Source organism: Hyalangium versicolor, assembly GCF_020103695.1.
Taxonomy (GTDB): domain Bacteria; phylum Myxococcota; class Myxococcia; order Myxococcales; family Myxococcaceae; genus Hyalangium; species Hyalangium versicolor.
On record NZ_JAHXBF010000008.1, the window covers coordinates 323,469 to 345,301 of the forward strand.

Annotated in this window: 18 protein-coding genes and 2 tRNA genes; 12 read left to right on the forward strand and 8 right to left on the reverse strand. The window is 66.7% G+C overall.

Going from position 1 to position 21,833, the window contains the following annotated elements:
* Positions 1-58: 58 nt before the first annotated feature.
* Positions 59-1,213, forward strand: coding sequence for a hypothetical protein (locus KY501_RS19010; protein WP_224364605.1), 1,155 nt, complete (start codon positions 59-61; stop codon positions 1,211-1,213).
* A gap of 211 nt (positions 1,214-1,424) precedes the next feature.
* On the opposite strand, the gene KY501_RS19015 is transcribed toward KY501_RS19010, so the two are convergent.
* Together KY501_RS19015 and KY501_RS19020 are read right to left on the reverse strand one after the other, a co-directional pair.
* Positions 1,425-1,501, reverse strand: a tRNA-Asp gene (locus tag KY501_RS19015).
* A gap of 8 nt (positions 1,502-1,509) precedes the next feature.
* Positions 1,510-1,581, reverse strand: a tRNA-Val gene (locus tag KY501_RS19020).
* A gap of 263 nt (positions 1,582-1,844) precedes the next feature.
* Between KY501_RS19020 and KY501_RS19025 the strand changes: the two genes are divergently transcribed.
* The 5 genes from KY501_RS19025 (at position 1,845) to fadJ (ending at position 9,859) form a co-directional block, all read left to right on the forward strand.
* Positions 1,845-4,238 (forward strand): isoamylase, encoded by a 2,394-nt coding sequence (locus KY501_RS19025; RefSeq protein ID WP_224364606.1) that lies wholly within the window; start codon positions 1,845-1,847, stop codon positions 4,236-4,238.
* 189 nt (positions 4,239-4,427) lie between these two features.
* A complete protein-coding gene (gene hemE / locus KY501_RS19030) occupies positions 4,428-5,477 on the forward strand; it encodes a uroporphyrinogen decarboxylase (RefSeq protein ID WP_224364607.1) in 1,050 nt (349 codons plus the stop codon).
* Positions 5,478-5,816: 339 nt separating this feature from the next.
* Positions 5,817-6,236, forward strand: a complete 420-nt coding sequence (locus tag KY501_RS19035; protein ID WP_224364608.1) for a hypothetical protein — start codon at positions 5,817-5,819, stop codon at positions 6,234-6,236.
* Between the two features lie 93 nt (positions 6,237-6,329).
* The gene (gene fadI / locus KY501_RS19040) at positions 6,330-7,625 is read left to right on the forward strand and encodes an acetyl-CoA C-acyltransferase FadI (RefSeq protein ID WP_224364609.1); all 1,296 of its coding nucleotides are present in this window, start codon (positions 6,330-6,332) and stop codon (positions 7,623-7,625) included.
* Positions 7,625-9,859, forward strand: coding sequence for a fatty acid oxidation complex subunit alpha FadJ (fadJ, locus tag KY501_RS19045; protein ID WP_224364610.1), 2,235 nt, complete (start codon positions 7,625-7,627; stop codon positions 9,857-9,859). The genes fadI and fadJ overlap by 1 nt, the downstream gene beginning before the upstream one ends.
* Positions 9,860-9,923: 64 nt before the next feature.
* Here the strand turns inward: fadJ and KY501_RS19050 are convergent, their stop codons facing one another.
* Entirely contained in the window at positions 9,924-10,865 is a 942-nt protein-coding gene (locus KY501_RS19050; RefSeq protein WP_224364611.1) for a DUF808 domain-containing protein, read from the reverse strand.
* Positions 10,866-10,998: 133 nt separating this feature from the next.
* On the opposite strand from KY501_RS19050, the gene KY501_RS19055 reads away from it, so the two are divergent.
* The 3 genes from KY501_RS19055 (at position 10,999) to KY501_RS19065 (ending at position 13,629) form a co-directional block, all read left to right on the forward strand.
* Entirely contained in the window at positions 10,999-11,688 is a 690-nt protein-coding gene (locus KY501_RS19055; RefSeq protein ID WP_224364612.1) for a hypothetical protein, read from the forward strand.
* A 148-nt stretch (positions 11,689-11,836) separates the two neighbouring features.
* Positions 11,837-12,970, forward strand: a complete 1,134-nt coding sequence (locus tag KY501_RS19060; protein WP_224364613.1) for a mannosyltransferase family protein — start codon at positions 11,837-11,839, stop codon at positions 12,968-12,970.
* On the forward strand, positions 12,967-13,629 hold the full coding sequence (locus KY501_RS19065) for a class I SAM-dependent methyltransferase (protein ID WP_224364614.1): 663 nt from the start codon (positions 12,967-12,969) through the stop codon (positions 13,627-13,629). The genes KY501_RS19060 and KY501_RS19065 overlap by 4 nt, the downstream gene beginning before the upstream one ends.
* Positions 13,630-13,652: 23 nt before the next feature.
* On the opposite strand, the gene KY501_RS19070 is transcribed toward KY501_RS19065, so the two are convergent.
* The 5 genes from KY501_RS19070 to KY501_RS19090 all read right to left on the reverse strand — a co-directional run bounded on the left by KY501_RS19070 (position 13,653) and on the right by KY501_RS19090 (position 17,490).
* Positions 13,653-14,474, reverse strand: a complete 822-nt coding sequence (locus tag KY501_RS19070) for an SDR family oxidoreductase (RefSeq protein WP_224364615.1) — start codon at positions 14,472-14,474, stop codon at positions 13,653-13,655.
* A gap of 10 nt (positions 14,475-14,484) precedes the next feature.
* Complete coding sequence (locus KY501_RS19075) at positions 14,485-14,862, reverse strand: YccF domain-containing protein (protein ID WP_224364616.1); 378 nt, start codon at positions 14,860-14,862, stop codon at positions 14,485-14,487.
* Between the two features lie 70 nt (positions 14,863-14,932).
* Positions 14,933-15,751, reverse strand: coding sequence for a DUF3014 domain-containing protein (locus tag KY501_RS19080; protein ID WP_224364617.1), 819 nt, complete (start codon positions 15,749-15,751; stop codon positions 14,933-14,935).
* An 83-nt stretch (positions 15,752-15,834) separates the two neighbouring features.
* Positions 15,835-16,686 carry a carbohydrate deacetylase gene (locus tag KY501_RS19085; protein WP_224364618.1) on the reverse strand — a complete coding sequence of 284 codons (852 nt, stop codon included), beginning with the start codon at positions 16,684-16,686 and terminating at the stop codon, positions 15,835-15,837.
* A gap of 12 nt (positions 16,687-16,698) precedes the next feature.
* On the reverse strand, positions 16,699-17,490 hold the full coding sequence (locus KY501_RS19090) for a glycosyltransferase family 2 protein (RefSeq protein WP_224364619.1): 792 nt from the start codon (positions 17,488-17,490) through the stop codon (positions 16,699-16,701).
* A 138-nt stretch (positions 17,491-17,628) separates the two neighbouring features.
* On the opposite strand from KY501_RS19090, the gene KY501_RS19095 reads away from it, so the two are divergent.
* From KY501_RS19095 to KY501_RS19105, 3 genes are all read left to right on the forward strand, one after another.
* The gene (locus KY501_RS19095) at positions 17,629-18,573 is read left to right on the forward strand and encodes a diguanylate cyclase (protein WP_224364620.1); all 945 of its coding nucleotides are present in this window, start codon (positions 17,629-17,631) and stop codon (positions 18,571-18,573) included.
* A gap of 229 nt (positions 18,574-18,802) precedes the next feature.
* Positions 18,803-20,380, forward strand: a complete 1,578-nt coding sequence (locus tag KY501_RS19100) for an ATP-binding protein (RefSeq protein WP_224364621.1) — start codon at positions 18,803-18,805, stop codon at positions 20,378-20,380.
* Positions 20,377-21,831 (forward strand): sigma-54-dependent transcriptional regulator, encoded by a 1,455-nt coding sequence (locus KY501_RS19105; protein WP_224364622.1) that lies wholly within the window; start codon positions 20,377-20,379, stop codon positions 21,829-21,831. The genes KY501_RS19100 and KY501_RS19105 overlap by 4 nt, the downstream gene beginning before the upstream one ends.
* Positions 21,832-21,833 lie beyond the last annotated feature (2 nt).

Genomic DNA, 21,833 nt, shown 5'->3' on the forward strand with positions numbered 1-21,833 from the left:
ATCAGCTCTCTTCCAACGCCAGGCGGCGGCCGGGGCGCGTCCTGGTGGAGGGTAACCTGTGATTCGCTTCATTCTCCTGATGGGAGTGTTTGGCGCGCCGCTGCTCTCGTTGCCTGCGGAGGGCCAGACCCCGGGCGCTGCGGACTTCAGCAACATCGTGGGGCATGAGAAGAGGCCTCACCATGACACCGTTCAGACGGCGAAGCCTCTCCCTCCCGCCGAGTCAAAGCGGCTCTCGGGCAAGCTTCGTCAGATCCGTGATCTCATCGTCGCGACCCCGACGCTGAGCAACCTGCGCGGTCACGACTGGGAGACGTTCACCATCGTCAAGGACGCTCCCGAGCCTGGACGCCCCGTTGTCGCGAGCGTCACCTACATTCCCTTTGCGTACTTCAAGGATCCACGCTCCGGCAAACCCATCTCCTCTGAGGAGGGGCCGCATTTTGCCATTCACGTCAACGATCCGGAAATCATCCTGGGGGGGCTCTACACGGTGGATCAGGAAGCCCGCTTCGCGCCGGAACCCCGCCCCGTCGGCGAACTGGGTGGGTTCCCGGTCTTCGCTGGACAATTCGTCGTCCTGAGCAAGCGGGGCCAGCCGGTCTTCACGCCCGTGACGCAGGAGCGCTATCTCAACAGGCTCATCGAGAAGTCCCGTCTGGAACTGAAGGACCTGGGCGCACGATTCAAGGACGTGCCCGAAGACCCGGCGGCCAACAAGCGGGAGATCGACGGGCGGACAGCTGGGCTGAAGGCGGCCCGCGCCGAGCAGGAGCAGCGGTGGGCCGTGATGGCGCCGAAATGGCCTGATCGTGTTGCCGCCGAGCGCGCGAAGTTCGACGCGAAAGAGAAGAAGCAGTTGCAGGAGATAGAAGACCTGAAGAGCGGCTCTCCGCGACAGCGCTTCATGCGTCCCTTCGAGGCCCGGCAGAAGGAACTGGAGGCGGAGCTTGCTTCGCTCTCGCCCGCGGAGCGGTCCGCGCCGGCCTATCTGCCGCGCAGCCCGAACAAGGATCGGCCTTCCGGTCTTGCGGCGAAGGGCTCCACGGACGGGACGCGGATCGTCACGATCAATCCGGGCCTCTTCGATGCCAAGAAACCCAAGAGCGAGATCCAACTTCTCATCCTGGGCACGACGCAGTACTCGCAGAAGCTTTATGATCCGGTGCAGCAGCAGATCGACAAGGCCGCGCTGTTGGGTTTGATCGACTGAGCTCCTCGGCACCATCTGCCTGGGGCGGCCGTGAAGGTCTGCGCGCGGAGCACGGTCAAGCCTCTGCGACCGACAGCGCACTGCCCGTCGTCATTCGTAACACAGCGTTTCCACGGGCCGCGCGCACGACACCCTCACGGTGTGCCCGGGGACCATGCGGACGGAGGAAAAAGAAAAGCCCAGCAACCCCTGAGGATTGCTGGGCTCTCCATGGCGAGGAGTACGGGACTTGAACCCGTGGCCTCCGGCGTGACAGGCCGGCGTTCTAACCAACTGAACTAACTCCCCACAAACTATGGGCGGAACAGGGATTGAACCTGTGACCCTCGCCTTGTAAGGGCGACGCTCTACCGCTGAGCTATCCGCCCGTCGGCGTCCGCCGCTGCAACGAGGCGGCCTTGTATCGATGGCCTCCGCCCCTGTCAAGCGTACGTTTTTCGAGGCTCGATCATTCCCACGCGCTGCGTCACCTCCCCTGGGTCCCGGGCGACCGTTCGTGCCTCTGACGGACACTTCCTCGAGCACCTGCCCGGCCGCGTTGACTTCGCTGTCAAAGCGGTGCGGAAGTCTGCTCGGCGGGCAAGCGCGGGCCCGCCCGCAGCGCTGACTGAGCCGCGCCGGAGCTGACTCCATGACACCTGCCACTGAACCCCCCCGGGGAGCCTTCGGGCTCCTCCGGTGGCGCCCCCTGTTTGCCACCTGCCTCTCCGCCCTCCTGGTCGCCTGTGGTTCCTCGGACCCCAACGCCACGCTGCTCGCCGATGAGCTGGCGGCGACCGGAGTCCAACAACAAGCCGCGGTGAGCTGGACGCTGGGGGCCAGCTACGACTCGACCAAGGCCAACATCAACTTCCGCGTCTACTCCTTGAGTGCCACGCGCATCGAGCTCTACATCTACAGTGCCGCGTACGATGCCCAGGAGGTGGTGAGCTACCTGATGACCCAGGACAAGGACACGAAGATCTGGTCGAAGACGGTCCCAGTCTCCACCCTGGTGGGTACCTATAAGATCACCGGCCCCGTGTACTACGGCTACCGCGCGTGGGGCCCCAACTGGACGTACAGCTCCTCCTGGACCAAGGGGACGGGAGTCGGCTTCTCCAAGGACGTGGACGACGCCGGCAACCGCTTCAACCCCAACAAGCTGCTGTTGGATCCCTATGCGCTGGAGATCAGCCACGACCCGACGAACATCAACAACACCAGCGGGAATGTGTTCGCCTCGGGCCCCGATTACCGCAACCTGGACAGCGGCCCCAAGGCGCCCAAGGGTGTGGTGCTGGGCGGAGACACCCAGTCCATTGGCACCAAGCCCACGCGCTCGCTGAAGGATGAGGTCATCTACGAGGTGCACGTGCGCGGGCTCACCAAGGGAGACACGAGTGTCACCGCGGCCTACCGCGGCACGTACAAGGGCGCGGGCCTGAAGGCCGCCTCGCTCGCGGCGCTGGGCGTCACCGCCGTGGAGTTCCTGCCGGTGCAGGAGACGGACAACGACGCCAACGACAACGTGGCCAGCACGGCGGGGGACAACTACTGGGGCTACATGACGCTGAACTACTTCGCTCCGGATCGGCGCTACGCGTACGACAAGGCAGCGGGTGGCCCCACGCGCGAGTTCAAGGAGATGGTGAAGGCCTTCCACGACAACGGCATCAAGGTCTTCATCGACGTGGTCTACAACCACACGGGGGAGGGCGGGGCGTGGAACAGCACCGACCCGAACACCTTCAACCTCTTGTCGTTCCGTGGCCTGGACAACCCCACGTACTACAGCCTTACCTCCGACTTGAAGTTCAACTGGGACAACACCGGAGTGGGCGGCAACTACAACACCTACAACCCGGTGGCCCAGGATCTGATCATCCACTCGCTGGCGTACTGGAAGGACACGCTGGGCGTGGACGGCTTCCGGTTCGATCTGGCCTCGGTGCTCGGCAATACCTGCCTGAACGGCTGCTTCAACTACGACAAGACGAACTCCGGGACCGCGCTCAACCGCATCATGCGCGATCTGTCGCCTCGCGCCCCCGCTGGGGGAACGGGCACGGACTTCATCGCCGAGCCCTGGGCCATTGGCGGCAACTCGTACCAGGTGGGCAACTTCCCGAGCACCTGGGCCGAGTGGAACGGTCTCTACCGCGACGTGTTCCGCGAGGATCAGAACAAGATGGGCTCGGTGACGATCAAGCCGTCGGATCTGGCCACGCGCTTCGCGGGTTCGTCGGACAAGTACCAGGATGATGGGCGCAAGCCGCAGCACTCCATCAACTTCATGGTGGCGCACGACGGCCTCACCCTGAAGGACGTCTACACCTGCAACAGCAAGAACAACGGCCTGTCGTGGCCCTACGGTCCGTCCGACGGTGGCGAGGACAACAACAACAGCTGGGACCAGGGCGGCGTGGCGGCGGATCAGCGCAAGGCGGCTCGCAACGGGATGGCCTTCCTGATGGTCAGCGCGGGCACGCCCATGCTCACCGGCGGCGACGAGTTCCTGCGCACCCAGTACTGCAACAACAACGCGTACAACCTGGACTCGGACAAGAACTGGCTGAACTACACGCTGGATGCGGACCAGACGAACTTCAAGACGTTCACCCAGCGGCTGATCGCGTTCCGCAAGGCGCACCCGGCGCTGCGGCCCTTGAACTTCTACGTGGCCACCGATACCAACGGGAACGTGATGGAGCAGCACCGCTGGTTCAAGCCCGACGGCAACGTGCCGGACTCGGCGTACTTCGAGAATGGCGACAACCACGCCATCGCCTTCCGCGTGGATGGCACCGAGTTCGGTGACACGGCCAGCGCCATCTACGTGGCGTACAACGGCTGGTCCGGCTCGGTGAACTTCGTGCTGCCGTGGCCGGGCAATGGCAAGAGGTGGTACCGGGTGACGGACACCTGCACCTGGGCGGAGGGCCCCAACCAGGTGGCCAGCCCCGGCTCCGAGGCGGACGTTGGCGCCGAGTTCGCCAACTACGGCGTGTGCGGCCGCGGCCTGCTGCTGCTGATCGCGAAGTAGGGAAGGGCTGACAGGCTCGGAGGTGGTGGCTCAGGCCGCTGTCTTGGAGCCCAGGGGCCGGGCTTGCTCCCAGGGAGCGGGTCCGGCCCCGTTCATTTGCGGGAAGGCGCGGCGCGACAGGCAGGACTTCCGAGTCGAAGTCCGGTATGGGCGGAGTGACGGCGCCCGGCGGCGCCGGAGGGCTCCTCCATGAACGACAGACTGCTGAAGGCGGCACGCCGCCAGCCCACGGACACCACTCCGGTGTGGCTCATGCGTCAGGCCGGCCGCTACCTGCCCGAGTACCGCGCCATCCGCGGCAACATCGCGTTCCTCGATCTGTGCAAGCACCCGGACCTGGCCGCCGAGGTGACGGTGCAGCCAGTGACACGGCTGGGAGTGGACGCGGCCATCATCTTCTCGGACATCCTCATCCCGGTGGAGGCCATGGGCATTGCCCTGGAGCTGGGAGACAAGGGGCCGCATTTCCCCAACCCCGTGCGCACGGCGGCGGACATCGAGAAGCTCGGGGTGCCGGACCCGGTGCAGAGCACGGGCTTCGTGGCCGAGGCCATCCGCCGCACGCGCAAGGCGCTGAACGACTCGGTGCCGGTGATCGGGTTCGCGGGCGCGCCGTTCACCCTGGCCGCGTACATGGTCGAGGGCGGCGGCTCCAAGAGCTACATCCTCATCAAGCGCCTGCTCTTCGAGCAGCCGAAGCTGGCGCACACGCTGTTCCAGAAGCTCACGGACACGCTCATCCCCTACTTGAAGATGCAGGTGGAGGCGGGGGCGAAGATCGTCCAGATCTTCGACTCGTGGGGCGGAGAGCTGGGCCCGTACGACTTCGAGCGGTTCAGCCTGCCGTACCTCACACGGATGGTGAAGGAACTGCAGGCCACCGGGGTACCGGTGATCCTCTTCGGCACGGGCATGTCCACGCACCTGCCGCTGCTCAAGCGCACGGGGGCGGACGTCATCGGCCAGGACTGGCGCATCCAGATGGATGATGCCCGTCGCGTGCTGGGCCCGGACGTGGCGGTGCAGGGCAACCTGGATCCGCTGCACCTGTTCCTGCCGCGCGAGGAGCTGGAGGGGCGGGTGGTGGACATCCTGAACCGCGCCGGGCCTGTGGGGCACATCTTCAACCTGGGCCACGGCATCCTCCCGCCGACGGACCCCGAGGCAGCGAAGTTCATGGTGGAGGCGGTGCACCGGCACGGCATCGCGCTGCGCCAGGGCTCGACGCCCACGCGATAGCGGCACCCGACCTGCCTCGTCCTGCTCGAAGTGTCAGAGCCAGGAAGAGGGAAGGACGCGGAGTACCAGAGCCGGATGGCTCGACTTGGCGCGCGAGGACTGCGTAGGATGTGGCAGGTCCTCCGTTCGGGAGACAACCTTCCAGGTTGGCCTCCGGGCAGGGCTCTGGAGTACCTTGTCCTGAGGGCGTTCCAACTAATGGTGATGGCACATATCGCGACCGAAGGGCTCATCGAGCAGGCCATGATGAAGCGCCTCGTGCGGGACCACCCGGTGCTCCGGCGTCGGAAGATCCGGGTCGTAGAGGCTGGGAACCCAGCTTCCAGAGGCCGCACCATAATGATCCTGCATCACGAGCCCGTCGCCGCGATCATGGACACGAAGACCATTCACCCTCGGGCCATCGCAGAGCTGCGCTACCACGTGGAGTGGATCCTGGGCGGGGGTGGTGCTCGAGAGGAGTGGGAGAGCATCCTGGTGACTCCCGAAGTCACCGTGCTGCTCTTTCAGGACGAACAGGTGCTGCGCTCGCTCCTGCCCACGCCCCCTTCCTTCGAGCAGCGCATCGTCGCCCGGTATGAGCCCACCCGGGTGCTCTCGGAGCTCTTCACCCAGGCCGGCAAGCCCTTCCCGAAAGCCCTCATCCAGCGCCTCTCTCGCACCCGCCTGGCGCCTCTCTGGAAGCTCCCGGTCCTTCAGCCCCTGGAACGCTTCCTGCTTGGCAGCTTCCAGGCCCAGCACGCGGGCGACTCCGCTTGAAGTCCGCCGGTTGACTCTAGAATCAATTCTCGTTGACGCGCCGCATCAACGCTCGTTACATGCCTCCCACTCGCAGTCAGGAGGGTGAGGCACATGGCACAGAACAACGGTCACCGCCGGGTGGCCATCGTCCGCGGGTTGCGGACTCCATTCGTGAAGGCGGGCAGCGTCTTCAGCGGGCTCACCGCCCTGGATCTCGGCAGGATGGTGGTCCAGGAACTGGTGCAGCGTGCGGAGCTCGACCCGAACGAGATCAACCAGGTCGTCTTCGGGCAGGTCATCCCCACACTCACGGCTCCCTCCATCGCCCGGGAAGTCGTCCTGGCCGCCGGACTGCCGCGCAAGATCGAGGCCTTCACCGTGGCGCGCGCCTGCGCCACCTCCATCCAGGCCATGACGACGGCGGCCAACGCCATCGCCGTGGGTGAGGCGGATGTCATCATCGCGGGCGGCACCGAGTGCATGTCGGACGCCCCCATCTTTACCAGCCGTCCCCTGGCCCAGGCGCTGGTGGCGGCCTCCAAGGCCCGCACCCTCCCGGACAAGCTCAAGCCCTTCCAGAAGCTCAAGGCCAAGGATCTGCTGCCGGTTCCCCCCGCCATCGCCGAGTACTCCACCGGCCAGACGATGGGCGAGAGCGCGGAGAAGATGGCCAAGGAGAACGGCATCTCCCGCGAGGAGCAGGATCGCATCGCCCTGGCCTCGCATCAGAACGCCGCCCGCGCCTGGAAGGAAGGCCGCTTCGATGGCGAGGTGATGCACGTCGTCGTTCCGCCCAAGTACGAGGACGTGGCCGCCAAGGACAACATCGTCCGCGAGGACACCAGCCTGGATGCGCTCGGCCAGCTCAAGCCGGTGTTCGACCGCAAGTACGGCAGCATCACCGCGGGCAACTCCTCGCCGCTGACGGATGGCGCCGCCGCCCTGCTGCTCATGAGCGAGGAGAAGGCGAGGGCGCTCGGGTACGAGCCGCTCGGCTTCCTGCGCGCCCATGCCTATGCCGCCACGGATCCTGGCGATCAGCTCCTCCAAGGGCCCGCCTACGCGGCGCCTGTGGCCCTTCAGCGCGCGGGCATGAAGCTGGCGGACATCGACCTGGTGGAGATGCACGAGGCGTTCGCCGCCCAGGTGGCCAGCAACCTCCAGGCGCTCGCCTCGCCCGCCTTCGCGAAGAAGGCCGGTTGGAGCGCTCCGGTGGGTGAGGTGGATCGGGAGCGGCTCAACGTGAATGGTGGCTCCATCTCCATCGGCCATCCTTTCGGGGCCACGGGGGCGCGCATCGTCACCCAGGCCCTCAACGAGCTGAAGCGTCGGAACAAGAACACGGTGCTGTGCACCGTCTGCGCCGCTGGTGGCCTGGGAGCCGCCGTGGTCCTGGAGCGTGCGTGATGGCCATCAAACTGGAAGAGCTCGAGGCGAAGCAGGGCTTCACCTACCAGGTCGAGGAGGGAGTCGCGGTCCTCACCATCGATCAGCAGGGCGAGTCGGTGAATACGCTTTCCCCCGAGTCGGGAGAGGCGTTCACCGAGCTGCTTGGTCGCGCGGAGAAGGATCCCGCCGTCAAGGCCGTGATCTTCATCTCCGGCAAGAAGGACAATTTCGTGGCCGGGGCGAAGATCGACTTCCTTCAGTCCATCCAGACAGCGGCGCAGGCCACCGAGTTTTCCCGCAAGGGCCAGGAGGGCTTCGATCGGCTGGACGCATTCCCCAAGCCGGTGGTCGCGGCCATCCACGGCGCGTGCCTCGGTGGCGGCCTGGAGTGGGCGCTGGCATGTGACTACCGCGTGGCCACTGACAGCCCGAAGACATCTCTCGGCTTGCCCGAGGTGCAGTTAGGGCTGCTACCCGGAGCGGGCGGCACCCAGCGGCTCCCAGCGCTCATCGGCGTCCAGGCGGCGTTGGATCTCATCCTCGCCGGCAAGACGCTGAAGCCCTCCAAGGCGAAGCGCTTGGGCCTGGTGGATGAGGTGGTGCCAGTGCCCATCCTCCGCAAGGTGGCGCTCCAGCGTGCCCAGGAGCTGGCCGCGGGGACCCTGAAGTTGGAGCGCCCGCACGGCCAGCGGCTCAAGGCCGTGGCGGAGCAGTCCAAGAAGGGCCTGGCGGGCATGCTCCAGAGCCTGGCCAACAAGGATCTGTGGGCCGAGGTGGCGCTCGAGGCCAACCCCCTGGGTCGGAAGATCCTCTTCGATCAGGCGCGCAAGCAGCTCCTGAGGAAGACGCGCGGCAAGTACCCCGCGCCGGAGAAGGCCCTGGAGGCCATTCGCGTGGGCGTGGAGTCCGGCCGCAAGGCGGGGCTCGAGGCCGAGGCCCGGCTCTTCGGCGAGCTGGTCGTGTCGGACGTCTCCAAGCGGCTGGTGGAGATCTTCTTCGCCACCACGGCGCTCAAGAAGGAGAACGGTACCTCCAACCCGGACGTGAAGGCGCGGGAGGTGAAGAAGATCGGCGTGCTCGGCGGCGGGCTGATGGGCGGAGGCATCGCCTACGTGTCCACGGTGCTCCAGGGCGTACCGGTGCGCGTGAAGGACAAGGACGACGCGGGCGTGGGCCGCGCGCTCAAGCAGGTGCAGAGCGTCCTGGATGAGCGGGTGAAGCGTCGCTCGATGACGTGGCGCGAGGCGGCGGCGAAGCAGGCGCTGGTGACCGCGGGCACGGACTACAGCGGCTTCAAGAGCGTGGACCTCGTCATCGAGGCCGTGTTCGAGGACCTGAAGCTCAAGCACCGCGTCATCGCCGAGACGGAGGCCGTCACCCGCGACGACTGCATCTTCGCGTCCAACACCTCCAGCCTGCCGATCACCGAGCTGGCCAAGGGCAGCAAGCGGCCCGAGCAGGTGATCGGGATGCACTACTTCAGCCCGGTGCACAAGATGCCGCTGCTGGAGATCATCACCCATAAGGGCACTGCGGACTGGGTGACGGCTACCTGCGTGGAGGTGGGCCGCAAGCAGGGCAAGACGGTCATCGTCGTCAATGACGGGGTGGGCTTCTACACCTCGCGCATCCTCGCCCCGTACATGAACGAGGCGGCGTACCTGCTGGCCGAGGGCGCGGACATCGCCGAGCTCGACAAGGCGCTGGTGGAGTTCGGCTTCCCGGTGGGCCCCATCACCCTGCTGGACGAGGTGGGCATCGACGTGGCCCACAAGGTCGGTCCCATCATGGAGGCGGCGTTCGGCAAGCGGCTGGCGGCGCCCAAGACGCTCGAGAAGATCATCGAGGACGGGCGCCTGGGCCGGAAGAACCAGAAGGGCTTCTACACGTACAGTGGGAAGAAGAAGGAGGTGGATGCCTCCGTCTACGCGCTGCTGCCCAGCGGGCCCGAGCGCAAGCGCTTCGATCGGGCCGAGATGGCCGAGCGGTGCGCCCTGCAGATGGTGAACGAGGCCATCCGCTGCCTGGGCGAGGGCATCCTCCGCAGCCCGAGGGATGGAGACGTGGGCGCCATCTTCGGCCTGGGCTTCCCACCGTTCCTGGGCGGGCCGTTCCGGTACGCGGACAGCCTGACGCCTCCGGTGCTGCTCAAGCGCCTGGAGCACTACCACGACAAGTACGGCGAGCGTTTCACCCCGGCCCCCTTCCTGGTGGACGTGGTGAAGGAGGGCAAGACGTTCCACTCGCGCTGAGTGGAGCGGCTTCTGGAGCGGTTCCGAGGGAGTCTCACCTCAGGAACAGCTCCAGCCCCGGTGCTCAGCTCTTGGCCTTGCCCAGCACCTTCTTGCTGGCAAGCACCACGCCGAGCGCCACTGCCCCGGCGATGATCCCCACCACGGCATCCGCCACCGAAGAGGTGATTCCTCCCAGGAAGCCGGCCACCTCTCCGGCGCCATGGGCCAGGCCCTCGATGGCGTGGTGCAGCGGGGGGATGCCGTGCGTGAGAATGCCTCCGCCGACCAGGAACATGGCCGCGGTGCCAGCCACCGAGAGGCCTCGCATGAGCCAGGGGGCCGCTTTCAGGATGCCTGCCCCCAGGCCTCGCAGGAACCGATCCCCACCGCTGGTGCCCGTTCGCCGGGTGAGGGCGAGCCCCGCGTCGTCGAGTTTGACGATCGCCGCCACGAATCCGTAGACGCCCACGGTCATCAACAGGGCCACGCCGGTCAGGACCAGCACCCGATTCGCGAAAGGCGCCGTGGCCACCACTCCCAGGGCAATCGCGATGATCTCCGCCGAGAGGATGAAGTCGGTGCGCACCGCGCCCTTGATCTTCTCCTTCTCGAGCGCCACGAGGTCCACCTTGGGATCGACCAGGGCCTGGGTCAGCTCGGCGTGGTGGGCCTCATCCTCGGCCTCGCTGTGTAGGAACTTGTGTGCCAGCTTTTCGACACCCTCGAAGCACAGGTAGAGGCCGCCGATCATCAGCAGGGGCGTCACCGCCCAGGGAAGGAAGGCGCTGATGGCCAGGGCTGCGGGCACCAGGATGGCCTTGTTCACCATCGAGCCCTTGGCCACGGCCCACACCACCGGCAGTTCCCGGTCGGCGTTGACGCCCGCGACTTGCTGGGCATTGAGCGCCAGGTCATCGCCCAGCACGCCGGCGGTCTTCTTCGCCGCCACCTTCGTCATCACCGAGACGTCGTCGAGGATGGTGACAATGTCGTCGAGAAGGGCAAGCAGGCTGGATCCGGCCACGTGGGCGCTCCTGGGGAGTCGGAGGAGGTGAGGGCCCAGGGTATAGATCGACGCGGAAACATTTCGCGAGGATTCCCGAGAATGAAGACGTCGTGGTCGCCCCGGCCCTCTGCTCCCGGGGCAAGAGCTTCCTATGTCCCTCGCCACCCGCCCTGCTCCTGCCTCGGAGCGGACCACCCCCTCCACCTCCACTCGCCAGCCCCAGCACGGAACGGCCACCTCGCAGGGAACGCGCGTGGTGAAGCCTGACGTCTATTTCTCGGCATTCAAGCAAGGGAAGGCGGGCAACTGCGTGAGCGTCGCCGCCATCAAGGCCGCGATGGCGAAGTTTGGGCCGGACGGAGTCTTCAAGAGCGTGGCGCGAAACGGCAGCGGCTACGACGTCACCATGCGTGACGGGGTGAAGGTGCGCGTCAGCGATGCGGAGCTGTCCACCGCCACCCGCCTCTCGCGCTTCTCGGGGAAGGATCCCGCGCTGCTGCGCAAGGCCAACCTGCTGTACGCGGCCATGGCCAATCGCGCCCAGCTCGAAGGCAACGACGGCCGCAAGAACATGTCCTTCGAGCGCGCGTGCCAGAGCCTGAACGATGGCGAGAGCTACCTCGAGGGCGCGCGCTGGCTGGGCCTCAAGGACCACATTCGGAAGATCAACCCGCGCAACCTCGATTCGTACACCGCGGTGGTCGCCGCTTCCTCCAAGCATGCCGTGTACGCCTCGAGCGGCTACGTCGATCACTATGGCCGCAAGAAGGACGGCACCCACGACGGCGGCGCGTTTGAAGGGTGGGGGAGAGCCATCCGCTATGCCTACGCGCTGATCTGAACGTGGGTACCCCTGTCGGCCGCACGCGTGGCGAATTGGTAGGACCAGCATACCAGTGGGCTCCGGTCTCGCCCGGCAGGGGGACACTCGCGGGCGTCGCGTTGAGCTGACTTGACCCTGGAGCGGTTCTGGACGAAGTCCCACCGCCATGAATCGCTCCGCCCCCCGTGTCGTTGCCCTGGTCGTGCTCGTGGCCACCGTTGCCTGTGGCGCGGCCGCCGCCACCGGGGCCTGGCGCCTCCACCACAAGACGCCGGGGGCGCCTGCGTTGGAAGTCGGGGACTACCTCTCCATGGGGTGGGTGGGCTGGGATTCCGCCTGGTACAAGCGCATCGCCGAGGAGGGCTACTCGTACACCCCGGGCATCCAGAGCTCGGTGGCGTTCTTCCCGCTGTACCCGATGGCTGTCCGGGCCTTCATGAACCTGGGCCTCTCCGTCTATGGCGGCGGCATTCTCGTCACGCTGCTCTGTGGCCCCCTGGCCGTGGTGCTCTTCACGCTCTGGGCCCGGACCCTCACGGATGAGCGCACCGCGCTCCAGGCCGGACTGTTGATAGGGCTCTATCCCTTCTCCTTCTATCTCTACGGCGTCATGTATTCGGACGCGCTCTTCATCCTCCTCGTGGTGAGTGCCTTCCTCCTCCTGGAGAAGGGGCATCTGGTCCCTGCGGTGCTCCTGGGCGCCATTGCAACAGCGGCGCGGCCCGTGGCTCCCGCAGTGGTGGTGGGGTTGGTGGCGCGCCGGCTCGAGTGGAAGCGTGCTCGGGGCGAGCGGTGGAATGTCTGGGACTTCCTCCCCGTGTTCTCGGCGCTCGGCTTCCTCAGCTATGTGCTCTACCTGCGCCAGACGTTCGGTGAGCCCTTCGCCTTCGTTGAGACTCAGGGCTCCCCAGGTTGGGATCAGGCGCCCGGTTGGAACACGTGGCTCAAGGTGCACTGGTTCCACGTCGTCTTCCTGGAGGGCAACAACGCGGAGGTCATCCTGCGCTACGTCACCCACGCGCTGCTGACCGTGCTGGGACTCGTGCTGGTGAAGCCTACCGTGCGCCTGCTGGGATGGGGGTATGGCCTCTTCATCCTCGCCCTCGTCGGGTTGCAAGCGGTGGGGACCAAGGACTTCATGGGATCGGGGCGCTACCTCATCTCGGCCTTCCCGCTCTTCCTCACGCTCGCCTTGCTGCTGCGCGAGCGCCCGCGCCTGCGCCATGCTCTCATCGGCGTGAGTGCGGTGGGCATCGTTCTCCTCTCATGGGCCTTCGGCCGGGATCTGTACGTCTCATGAGCGCATTGGTCGACAAGGCCGTGTCCCTGTTCTCGGAGCTCCCTCCCGCCGAGCGTTTCCACGTGCGCGCCCGTGCCTTCTCCGCGCCGCTGGAGGCCGTCGCCTGGCGCGTGCCTGCTGGTGGCACCGTCGCTGACGTGGGGTGTGGCCACGGATTGCTCTCCGCGCTCGTGGCCCTGGAGGATCCCAGCCGCACTGTGTACGGAGTGGATCCGGATCCACGGAAGATCCTGTGGGCCTCGCAGGGCCCGGGACGGCTGCCACGGGTCCATTTCGAGCAGGGCACCGTGGAGAGCCTCGCCGAGCGGCGTCCGGCCGCGTTCGATTCCGCAGTGGTGTGTGACGTGCTCTACCTGCTTCCTCGGGAGCGCTGGCCGGAGTTCCTCCTCACTGTGAGGCGCCTGCTGCGCCCCGGAGGCCGGTTCCTCTTGAAGGAGGCGGAGGGAGATGGCTCCTGGAAGCACTACAAGTGCCTCGCGCAGGAGTGGGTGATGGTGAAGATGATCGGCCGTACCAAGGCCGGTGGTGGGCTGGTGCTCGAACCTCGGGGCACCGTGGAGTCCCTGCTGCGGGACGCGGGCTTCAAGGTGAGCGAGACGGTGGAACTGGATACGGGCTACACCACCCCGCACATCCTCTATGTGGCCGAGGCCACGTAGGCAGTGCGGGGCGGAGGCGTCTCTCAGTCCAGGAAATAGTCCGGCAGCAGCTCCGCGCCCTTCTCCATGGCGTACTGATCGAGGTCGGTGACACCGCGCGAGCGCAGCAGATCCTCGTCGATGAAGAAGTTGCCGGTGCAGGAGCGGCTGTCACTGGTGAGGATGGCGTGGGCCGCGTCCGCCATGATCTCCGGCTTGCGGCTCTGGCGCATCATGTCCTCGCCGCCGAGCATGTCCACGGCCGCGGTGGCGATCGTCGTCCGAGGCCAGAGCGCGTTGACGGCGATGCCCTCGTCCTTGAACTCGGCGGCCATGCCGAGCACGCACATGCTCATCCCGTACTTCGCCATGGTGTAGGCCACATGTCCCTGGAACCACTTCGGGTGCATGTTGAGCGGGGGCGACAGGTTGAGGATGTGCGGGTTCTTCGCCTTCAGCAGGTGGGGGATGCACGCCTGCGAGGTGGCGTAGGTGCCTCGCGTATTGATGGTGTGCATCAGGTCGAAGCGCTTGAGTGGCGTCTCGATCGTCCCCGTGAGGCTGATGGCGCTGGCGTTGTTCACGCAGATGTCGATGCCGCCGAACGTCTCCACCGTCTGTGCCACCGCCTGGGCGATCTGCTCCTCCGAGCGGACGTCCACGATGAGCGGGAGTGCCTTGCCGCCAGCGGCTTCAATCTCCTCGGCGGCGGTGTAGATGGTGCCGGGGAGCTTGGGGTGGGGCGCGGCCGTCTTCGCCGCGATGACGATGCGGGCTCCGTCGCGGGCGGCGCGCAGCGCGATGGCCTTGCCGATGCCGCGGCTGGCACCGGTGATGAACAGGACTTTTCCTTCGAGCGTGGACACAGGGGCTCCTTTAGGGCGTCTCGCGGACGAGCTTACCGAACGGTGCCAGGGCCAGCATCGCAAGCTTCAGGTGCTGGATGGCGAAGGGGATACCGATGATTGTCACGGCCAGGCTCAGGGCGAGCCCGATGTGCGTCAAGAAGATCCAGATACCAGCGACGATGATCCAGAGGACGTTCAGGAAGCAGCCGATGGCGCTGCCCCCCGGCGCATCGAGGATGTCCTTGCCGAACGGGAGCAGCCCCACGCCGGCGATCTTGAAGCACTGCACGCCGAAGGGGATGCCGACGACGGTCAGGCACAGCAACAGGCCGCCGATCAGGTACTCGAGCCAGATGACGAAGCCGCCTCCGAGTACGATCCAGAGGATATTGAGGATCAATCGCATGGCACGTAGCTCTACCAGGAAGGGGGGCCCGCGTCCCGCGCGGGCTCAGGTGCACTGCACGCGGTGAGGCTCAGCGGCTCGTGGTGGGCAGCCCGAGCGCTTGCCGGAGTTCGCGGAGCTTCCCCTGGAGGGCGCGAGCGTTGGCGGGGCCCATGCGCAGCAGGTGCTTCTGGGCGGCGCTGAGCTGCTCCAACTCCGGAGCGGCGTAGGCGTAGTTGACGCCCGGCGTGTCCACCACCTCGAGGTCTCCCTCGGGCACGGGCGTGTCGATCAGCCGCTGGAGGGCCCGCGCGAGCGTCTGATCGAAGGTCTGGCCCGGAGGGCCGATCTCCCCGAAGGCCTGTCTGAAGAGCGGCTTCAGGATCCTGTACGTGCGCGCGGCGGCCTTCGTGTCCAGCGAGGTGAGCACCCGCGTCACGGTGTCGTAGCGAGCGAAGCTTTCGGGAGCAATGAAGGTGTGGCCATCGCGCTCGACGACCTGGAACGTTCCCTGGGGCGCCAGGAACGGCAGCACGGCGCGGGGGCTCTCACCCTCGGAGATGTTGAAGGTGGCCGCCGTGAAGCGCCGGACGAGCCCCTCCGTGGCGAGCCACTTCTGCAGTTCGGGATCGTTGGACAGCAGGAGCAGCAGGTCCCGCACCGTGGAATCGCTCTGCTCCAGTTTCGGGAGCGGCGGGGCGCCCGGCTCCGGTGGCTCGTCGGTCTCGGCCGCGGGAGGCGTGGGAGCTGTGGCCACGGGAGGAGCAGGCGTGGGCGCAGAGGCTGCGGGAGGAACCTCCTGCTTGCTCCTCATGACGTACACGCCGATACCCGCGGCGGCCACGAGGATGACGGCAATGGCCGCGAACAGGGGCTTGCGCGAAGGAGCGGAGGGCTGGGGTTCGCTCATGGCTTCTCCTTGTCGCCTGGGAAGGCGGGACGCTTGTTTGGCAGCCGCATCGGGAGGCTGTCAAACCTTCGCGAGCCCGTGTGTCATCCTCCTGTCGAGCGGAGACTCCCGTAGGTTGCCAGGGTGATACCGCGCTCCTGGAGCCGCGCCTTCACCCGGGGGCTCGTCAGCGCATCCAGCTCCGCTTGCCAGCCATAGGTCCACGCCGGATCCTCGGGAACGTGAGGAGCGCCCTCTCCGGGGTGGCAGCCCACTTCGAAATCTCCCTCGGGCAGCGTGTCCAGCAAGGCCAGCAGCGCGGCCTCATCGAGTCGTCCAGCCTCGAAGATGCCTCCCGCGCTGACTCGCTTCACTCCGGCAGGAGCGTGCGGAGCCGTTCGAGCCAGCACCGAGAGAATCAACGTCTTCAGCGCGGGCCCGGGAGCCCGGCGCCACGAGGCACGCGGGAGCCGATCCGGCCAGCGCACCGGCAGGCCCTCGCGCTGAGCAAGTGTCTCCACCAACGGGCGGATCCCCGGCAGCACGTGAAGATGCTGGTGCGCGTCCAGGTGATCCACCTCGGCGCCCAGCGAGCGGGCCCGGGCCAGTTGGGCCTCCAGCTCCCGCTCTACCTCCGAGCGGCGCACCCGGCCCGTGAGCCACGCACGCGCGAACGCCGCCCAGCTCGCTCGGAGCCGCCCACCCGGGGCCACCGTGGGCACCTCTCCCGGGAGCGCCGCGCACGGAAGCCACGACGAGAGCGCTAGGTGCACGCCGAGCGCCAGCCCCTGTGCTCGGGCGCGAGAGATCGCCTCGGGTGCGCTGGGACCCATCACGAGCAGCGTGGCGCTGGTGACGATGCCCTCGCGGTGCGCGCGGAGGATGCCGGCATCCAGCGAGGGGTGCAGCCCGAGATCATCGGCATTGACGATGAGGCGCTTGCCGCCGCTGCTCACGGCCAATCCCGCCTACCCGTGCTGCCGGCGCTTGGCCGCGGCGGAGTGCAGCGGCGCCACGTCGGGAGGCAGCCGCACCGGCTTCTGCGGCGGCGAGGGCGCGCGCGTCTCGGGGTAGAGCTGCGCCAGCTCGCGGATCATCTTCATGATGACCGAGGGCGAGGCCAGCGTGGACACGCCGCGGGTGCGCGGGAAGTAGTCCACGCCCATCTGGAAGACGCGGAAGCCCTTGCGGATGGCCTTCACCACCAACTCCGCGTCGATGAACGAGCCCAGGCTCCTGAGCTCCACGGCCTCCAGCACGCGCCGGTGCATGACCTTGAAGCTGAAGTTCACGTCCTTGATGTTGATGTCGAACAACGTGCGGATGAGCATGTTGTAGACGAACGAGTAGATGATGCGCTTGGGCCCCTCGCTCGTGCGGTCGAACCGGAAGGCGCAGATCATGTCCGCCTCCAGGTAGTCCATCAGGTGCAGCGCCCGCTCCAGCTCCCGCAAGTCCCACGGCAGATCGATGTCCGAGTAGACGACGATGTCCTTGGTGGACGCCGACAGCCCCGTGCGCATCGCTCCGCCCAGCTTCAGGTTCGTGGTGTGGTGGATGACGCGCAACTGGGGAATGCGCGAGGCCAGCTCATCGCTGATCTCCTTGGTGCGATCCGTGGACGCGTCGTTGACGATGATGATCTCGAAGTCGTCCGTGAGCCGCGGCAGCACGTCCAGGGCGCGCGCGACGGCGCGCTCGACGTAGTCCTCCTCGTTCCAGGCGGGGAAGAAGAGGCTGATGCTCGGATAGTTGGCCACGGAGGGTCCTCGGAGCGGGTGTGACGGGAGAGGGTGGCTACCAGAGGGCGTGGCCCCACGCAATCGTCGGGGTCGCTCCCAGTGGAAGCCCCATGCTACCTTGCTGCTCCGACCGTCGACGGGGACACTGGGGACACTGTGGGAGAGAAGCCCTTCGTTCTGCTGCTGGTGGATGACTCCCGATCGACGGCGGAGAAGTTGGCCAGGGCCCTCGGTTCCGCGGCGTATTCGCCGCGCGTGGTGCCGGCCAGCCCCGATGTTCCCCGGTTGGCCACCGAGGTGGATCTCGTCCTGCTGTGCCTCGAGCCCACCGTGGATGTGGAGCTCACGCTGTTGCGGCGCTTGATGGATGTGGAGGGTCCGGGCCGGGGAGCGCCCGTGCTCGTGGTCGCGCCCGCCGAGGCCCGCGAGCTGCGCCTGTCCGCGCTCCGCCTGGGCGTGGAGGTGGTGGCCGCTCCTTGGGACGACGAGGAGCTGCAGGCCCGCATGCTGCGCGCCTTCTCCGCCCACCAGGTCCTCGTCACGTTGGCCTCCCAGGTGTCCGAGCTGCAGAAGCTCTCCGTCCTGGACGGCCTCACGCTGCTCCACAACCACCGCTACTTCCAGGAGCGGCTGCGCGAGGAGTTCCGCGTCGCCCAGCGCTACGACGACGCCCTCACCCTCATCCTGGTGGACCTGGACCACTTCAAGGAGATCAACGATCGCCACGGCCACCCCGTGGGAGATGACGTGCTGCGCAAGGTGGCGCGCGGCCTCCAGCAGTGTGTCCGCGAGACGGACATCGTCGCCCGCTACGGCGGCGAGGAGTTCGCCGTGCTCCTGCCTCGCACCCCCCTCACGGGTGCCATCACCGTGGCCGAGCGCATCTGGAAGGAGCTGGGTCTGCTGCGCGTGGGGCCGGAGGGCACCCTGCAGGTCACCGCCTCGCTGGGCATCTCCGGCTTCCCCCACCGGACCGTGCTTTCAGCCGATCAGCTGCTCCTTACCGCTGACGAGGCGCTCTACCGGGCCAAGCGAGAAGGCAGGAACCGGATCTGCCTGCACTCGTTGGTTCCTCATGCGGCCGGTTCCCAGCAGGGTTGAAAAAATCCAGCGGGATTTGTGGCCGATGAGAAATGACCCGGGTCATATCTTTCAAAGTGGGGTCATAATTGACCCTTTGTCACCAGATGGGTATAGAATGACACCCGTTTGAGAACGTGACGAAACGGAAAAGTCAGAAGAATCAACAGGTTGGAATGACGGTTTCCCCTTAGGCCGATGGCCACAGCATTGCAAATGTTTGACGGGGAAAGATAGGTGAGGGCTGAGAGTGGGGCTTGCGCACACACAAGAGGCGGCATCCCGAGGGCGACTGCTGCTCGTGGACGACGAGGAGAACATCCTCAAGTCCATCCGGCGCGTGTTGCGCCGCGGAGATTGGGACATCGAGACCGCCACGGACGCCGAGGAGGGCCTTCGGCGGCTCGAGCAGTTCGCGCCACAGGTGGTCATCTCGGATTTCAGGATGCCGGGGATGAACGGGGTGGACTTCCTCACCCGCGTGAAGGAGCAGGTGCCGCTGGCTCAGCGCATCATGCTCACCGGCCAGGCGGATCAGCTCGCCATCGAAGAGGCCATCAACCGCTCGGAGATCTTCCGCTTCATCTCCAAGCCGTGGAACGACAGCCACCTGGTGCTCACCGTCAAGAGCGCCTTCGAGCAGTACTCGCTGGTGGCCGAGAACCAGCGGCTGATGCGGGTGACGACGGAGCAGAACGCGGAGCTCAAGAAGCTCAACACGGAGCTCGAGGCGCGCGTCGAGTCGCGCACGCTCATGCTCAGCCAGGCCAAGCGGGACTGGGAGCAGACGTTCGACTGCATCGAGTCCCCGTTGGCGGTGATGCAGTCGGACTACATGGTGCGCCGGGCGAACCTGGCGTACCTGAAGGTCGCCTCGGCCGGAGAGGGCGCCAACGCGTCCGCGGCCACGTGCTACCAGTACCTGTTCGGGCGGGACACGCCCTGTCAGGGCTGTCCGCTGCCGGCGGCGCTCGAGAGCGGCAAGAGCGCGCGCGGCGAGATCAACCAGAAGGGGCGCACCTACGTGGTGACGGCCTTCCCCATGCCCGGGGACAAGCGCGTGGTGTGCAGCTACCGGGACGTCACCGAGGAGTACGCGCTCACCAAGCGCCTCATCGAGACGGAGAAGATGGCGGCGGTGGGGCAGTTGGCGGGCGGCGTGGCGCACGAGATCAACAACCCGCTGGGCGGCATCCTCGCCTTCGCGCAGCTGATGAAGCGCGACTCGGGCCGCAACGAGGCGGACAAGGAGTCCCTCGATCTCATCGAGGAGAGCGCGCTGCGGTGCAAGCGCATCGTCGAGAGCCTTTTGAAGTTCAGCCGGCACAGCAAGCCGGATGACCGCCGCCACTTCGACTTGTCCAAGTGCGTGGAAGATTCGGCGGTGCTGTTCAAGGCGCAGCTCAAGGCCAACCCCAAGGTGAAGCTGGAGATGAACCTGGCCAACGGGCTGCCCAAGCTGTTCGGAGATCCGGCCCAGCTGTCGCAGGTGGTGCTCAACCTGCTGCAGAACGGCCTTCAGGCGTTGCCGCACGTGGAGAACGAGCTGGAAGGCATGCTGAAGGTGGACACGGGGCGCGAGGGCGATCGGTGCTTCTTCGCCGTCTCCGACACGGGCTCTGGCATCGAGGAGCGGTACATCAACCGCATCTTCGAGCCGTCCTTCACCACCAAGGCGCCTGGCGAGGGGACGGGGCTCGGCCTGTCCATCGCCTACCGCATCGTTCAGGACCACGGTGGCGTCTTCCAGGTCGACACCAAGGTCGGCCAGGGCTCTCGCTTCACCGTCTATCTCCCCGTTCCCCTGCAGCTCGAGAGGTTGCCGTGACTCAACCCAAGCGCGCCAAGATCCTCGTGGTGGATGATGACACCGTCGTCCTCAAGGCCGTGAACCAGATTCTCCAGCGCGAGGGCTACCCGGTGGTCGCCATCGACGACGCGGTGGAGGGACTGGCGGCGGCCAAGGACCCGTCCATCGATGTCGCGGTGCTGGACATCAACATGCCCCACCTGTCCGGCATGGACCTGCTCAAGGCCATCAAGGCCGAGCGGCCGGACGTGGAGGTCATCATGATGACGGCCTACGCCACGGTGGAGACGGCCGTGGAGGCGGTGAAGGCCGGCGCGTATGACTACCTGACCAAGCCGTTCGAGAACATCGACGACTTGAGCCTCACGGTGGGCAAGGCGGCCGAGCGCAAGGCGCTCAAGGATCGCACCCGGGCGCTGGAGGAGGCGCTCACGGTCCGCAGCCAGTTCGAGGACCTCATTGGCCAGTCCTCGCAGATGCGGGCGGTGTTCAAGCTGGTGGAGACGGTGAGCCACTCCACGGCGACCGTGCTGATTCAAGGGGAGAGCGGCACGGGCAAGGAGCTGGTGGCGCGCGCCATCCACTACCGCAGCCAGCGCAAGGACAAGCCCTTCGTGGCGGTGAACTGCTCGGCGCTGACCGAGACGCTGCTGGAGAGCGAGCTGTTCGGCCACATGAAGGGGGCGTTCACGGGCGCCACCAACAACAAGAAGGGCCTCTTCGAGGCGGCCGACGGCGGCACCATCTTCCTGGACGAGATCGGCGACGTGCCGCAGGCCACCCAGGTCCGCCTGCTGCGCGTGCTGCAAGAGGGTGAAGTCAAGCGCGTGGGCGCCAACGATCCGGTGAAGGTGGACGTGCGCGTGATTGCCGCCACGCACGTGGACCTGTCCCGCGCCAAGTCCGAGGGCAAGTTCCGCGAGGACCTCTTCTACCGCCTGAACGTCATCACCATCGACTTGCCGCCGCTGCGGGACAGGCCGGAGGACGTGCCGCTGTTGGCGCACCACTTCCTGAAGATGTACACGGCGAAGCTGAGCAAGAAGGTGACGGGCTTCACGCCGCGGGCCATGGAGGCGCTCACGGTGAACCGGTGGACGGGCAACGTGCGCGAGCTGGAGAACGTCATCGAGCGCGCGGTGGTGCTCACCTCCAACGACTTGCTGGACGTGGAGGACTTGCCGCCGGGCTTCCAGGAGTCTCCGCAGGCGGGCTCGCCGGTGGAGGTGTTCAGCCTGGCGCACCTGCCGTACGCCCAGGCCAAGCGCCTGGCGATGCGCGCCTTCGAGCGCCGCTACCTCACCGCGCTGTTGGAGAAGAACAACAACAACGTCTCCAGCGCCGCGCGCGCCGCCGGGGTGGATCGCTCCAACTTCCGCCGGCTGCTCAAGCAGTACGAGGTGGCGGGCCGCACCATGAAGCAGCGCAAGAACGGCAGCGACAGCGACTCGCCATTAGAGGTTGCCTAGCG

Excerpts from the sequence above, each read along its gene's own strand:
- KY501_RS19025 (WP_224364606.1), top strand. The coding sequence starts at position 1,845 with ATGACACCTGCCACTGAACCCCCCCGGGGAGCCTTCGGGCTCCTCCGG.
- hemE (WP_224364607.1), top strand. The coding sequence starts at position 4,428 with ATGAACGACAGACTGCTGAAGGCGGCACGCCGCCAGCCCACGGACACC.
- KY501_RS19035 (WP_224364608.1), top strand. The coding sequence starts at position 5,817 with ATGATCCTGCATCACGAGCCCGTCGCCGCGATCATGGACACGAAGACC.
- fadI (WP_224364609.1), top strand. The coding sequence starts at position 6,330 with ATGGCACAGAACAACGGTCACCGCCGGGTGGCCATCGTCCGCGGGTTG.
- fadJ (WP_224364610.1), top strand. The coding sequence starts at position 7,625 with ATGGCCATCAAACTGGAAGAGCTCGAGGCGAAGCAGGGCTTCACCTAC.
- KY501_RS19055 (WP_224364612.1), top strand. The coding sequence starts at position 10,999 with ATGTCCCTCGCCACCCGCCCTGCTCCTGCCTCGGAGCGGACCACCCCC.
- KY501_RS19060 (WP_224364613.1), top strand. The coding sequence starts at position 11,837 with ATGAATCGCTCCGCCCCCCGTGTCGTTGCCCTGGTCGTGCTCGTGGCC.
- KY501_RS19065 (WP_224364614.1), top strand. The coding sequence starts at position 12,967 with ATGAGCGCATTGGTCGACAAGGCCGTGTCCCTGTTCTCGGAGCTCCCT.
- KY501_RS19075 (WP_224364616.1), bottom strand. The coding sequence starts at position 14,862 with ATGCGATTGATCCTCAATATCCTCTGGATCGTACTCGGAGGCGGCTTC.
- KY501_RS19080 (WP_224364617.1), bottom strand. The coding sequence starts at position 15,751 with ATGAGCGAACCCCAGCCCTCCGCTCCTTCGCGCAAGCCCCTGTTCGCG.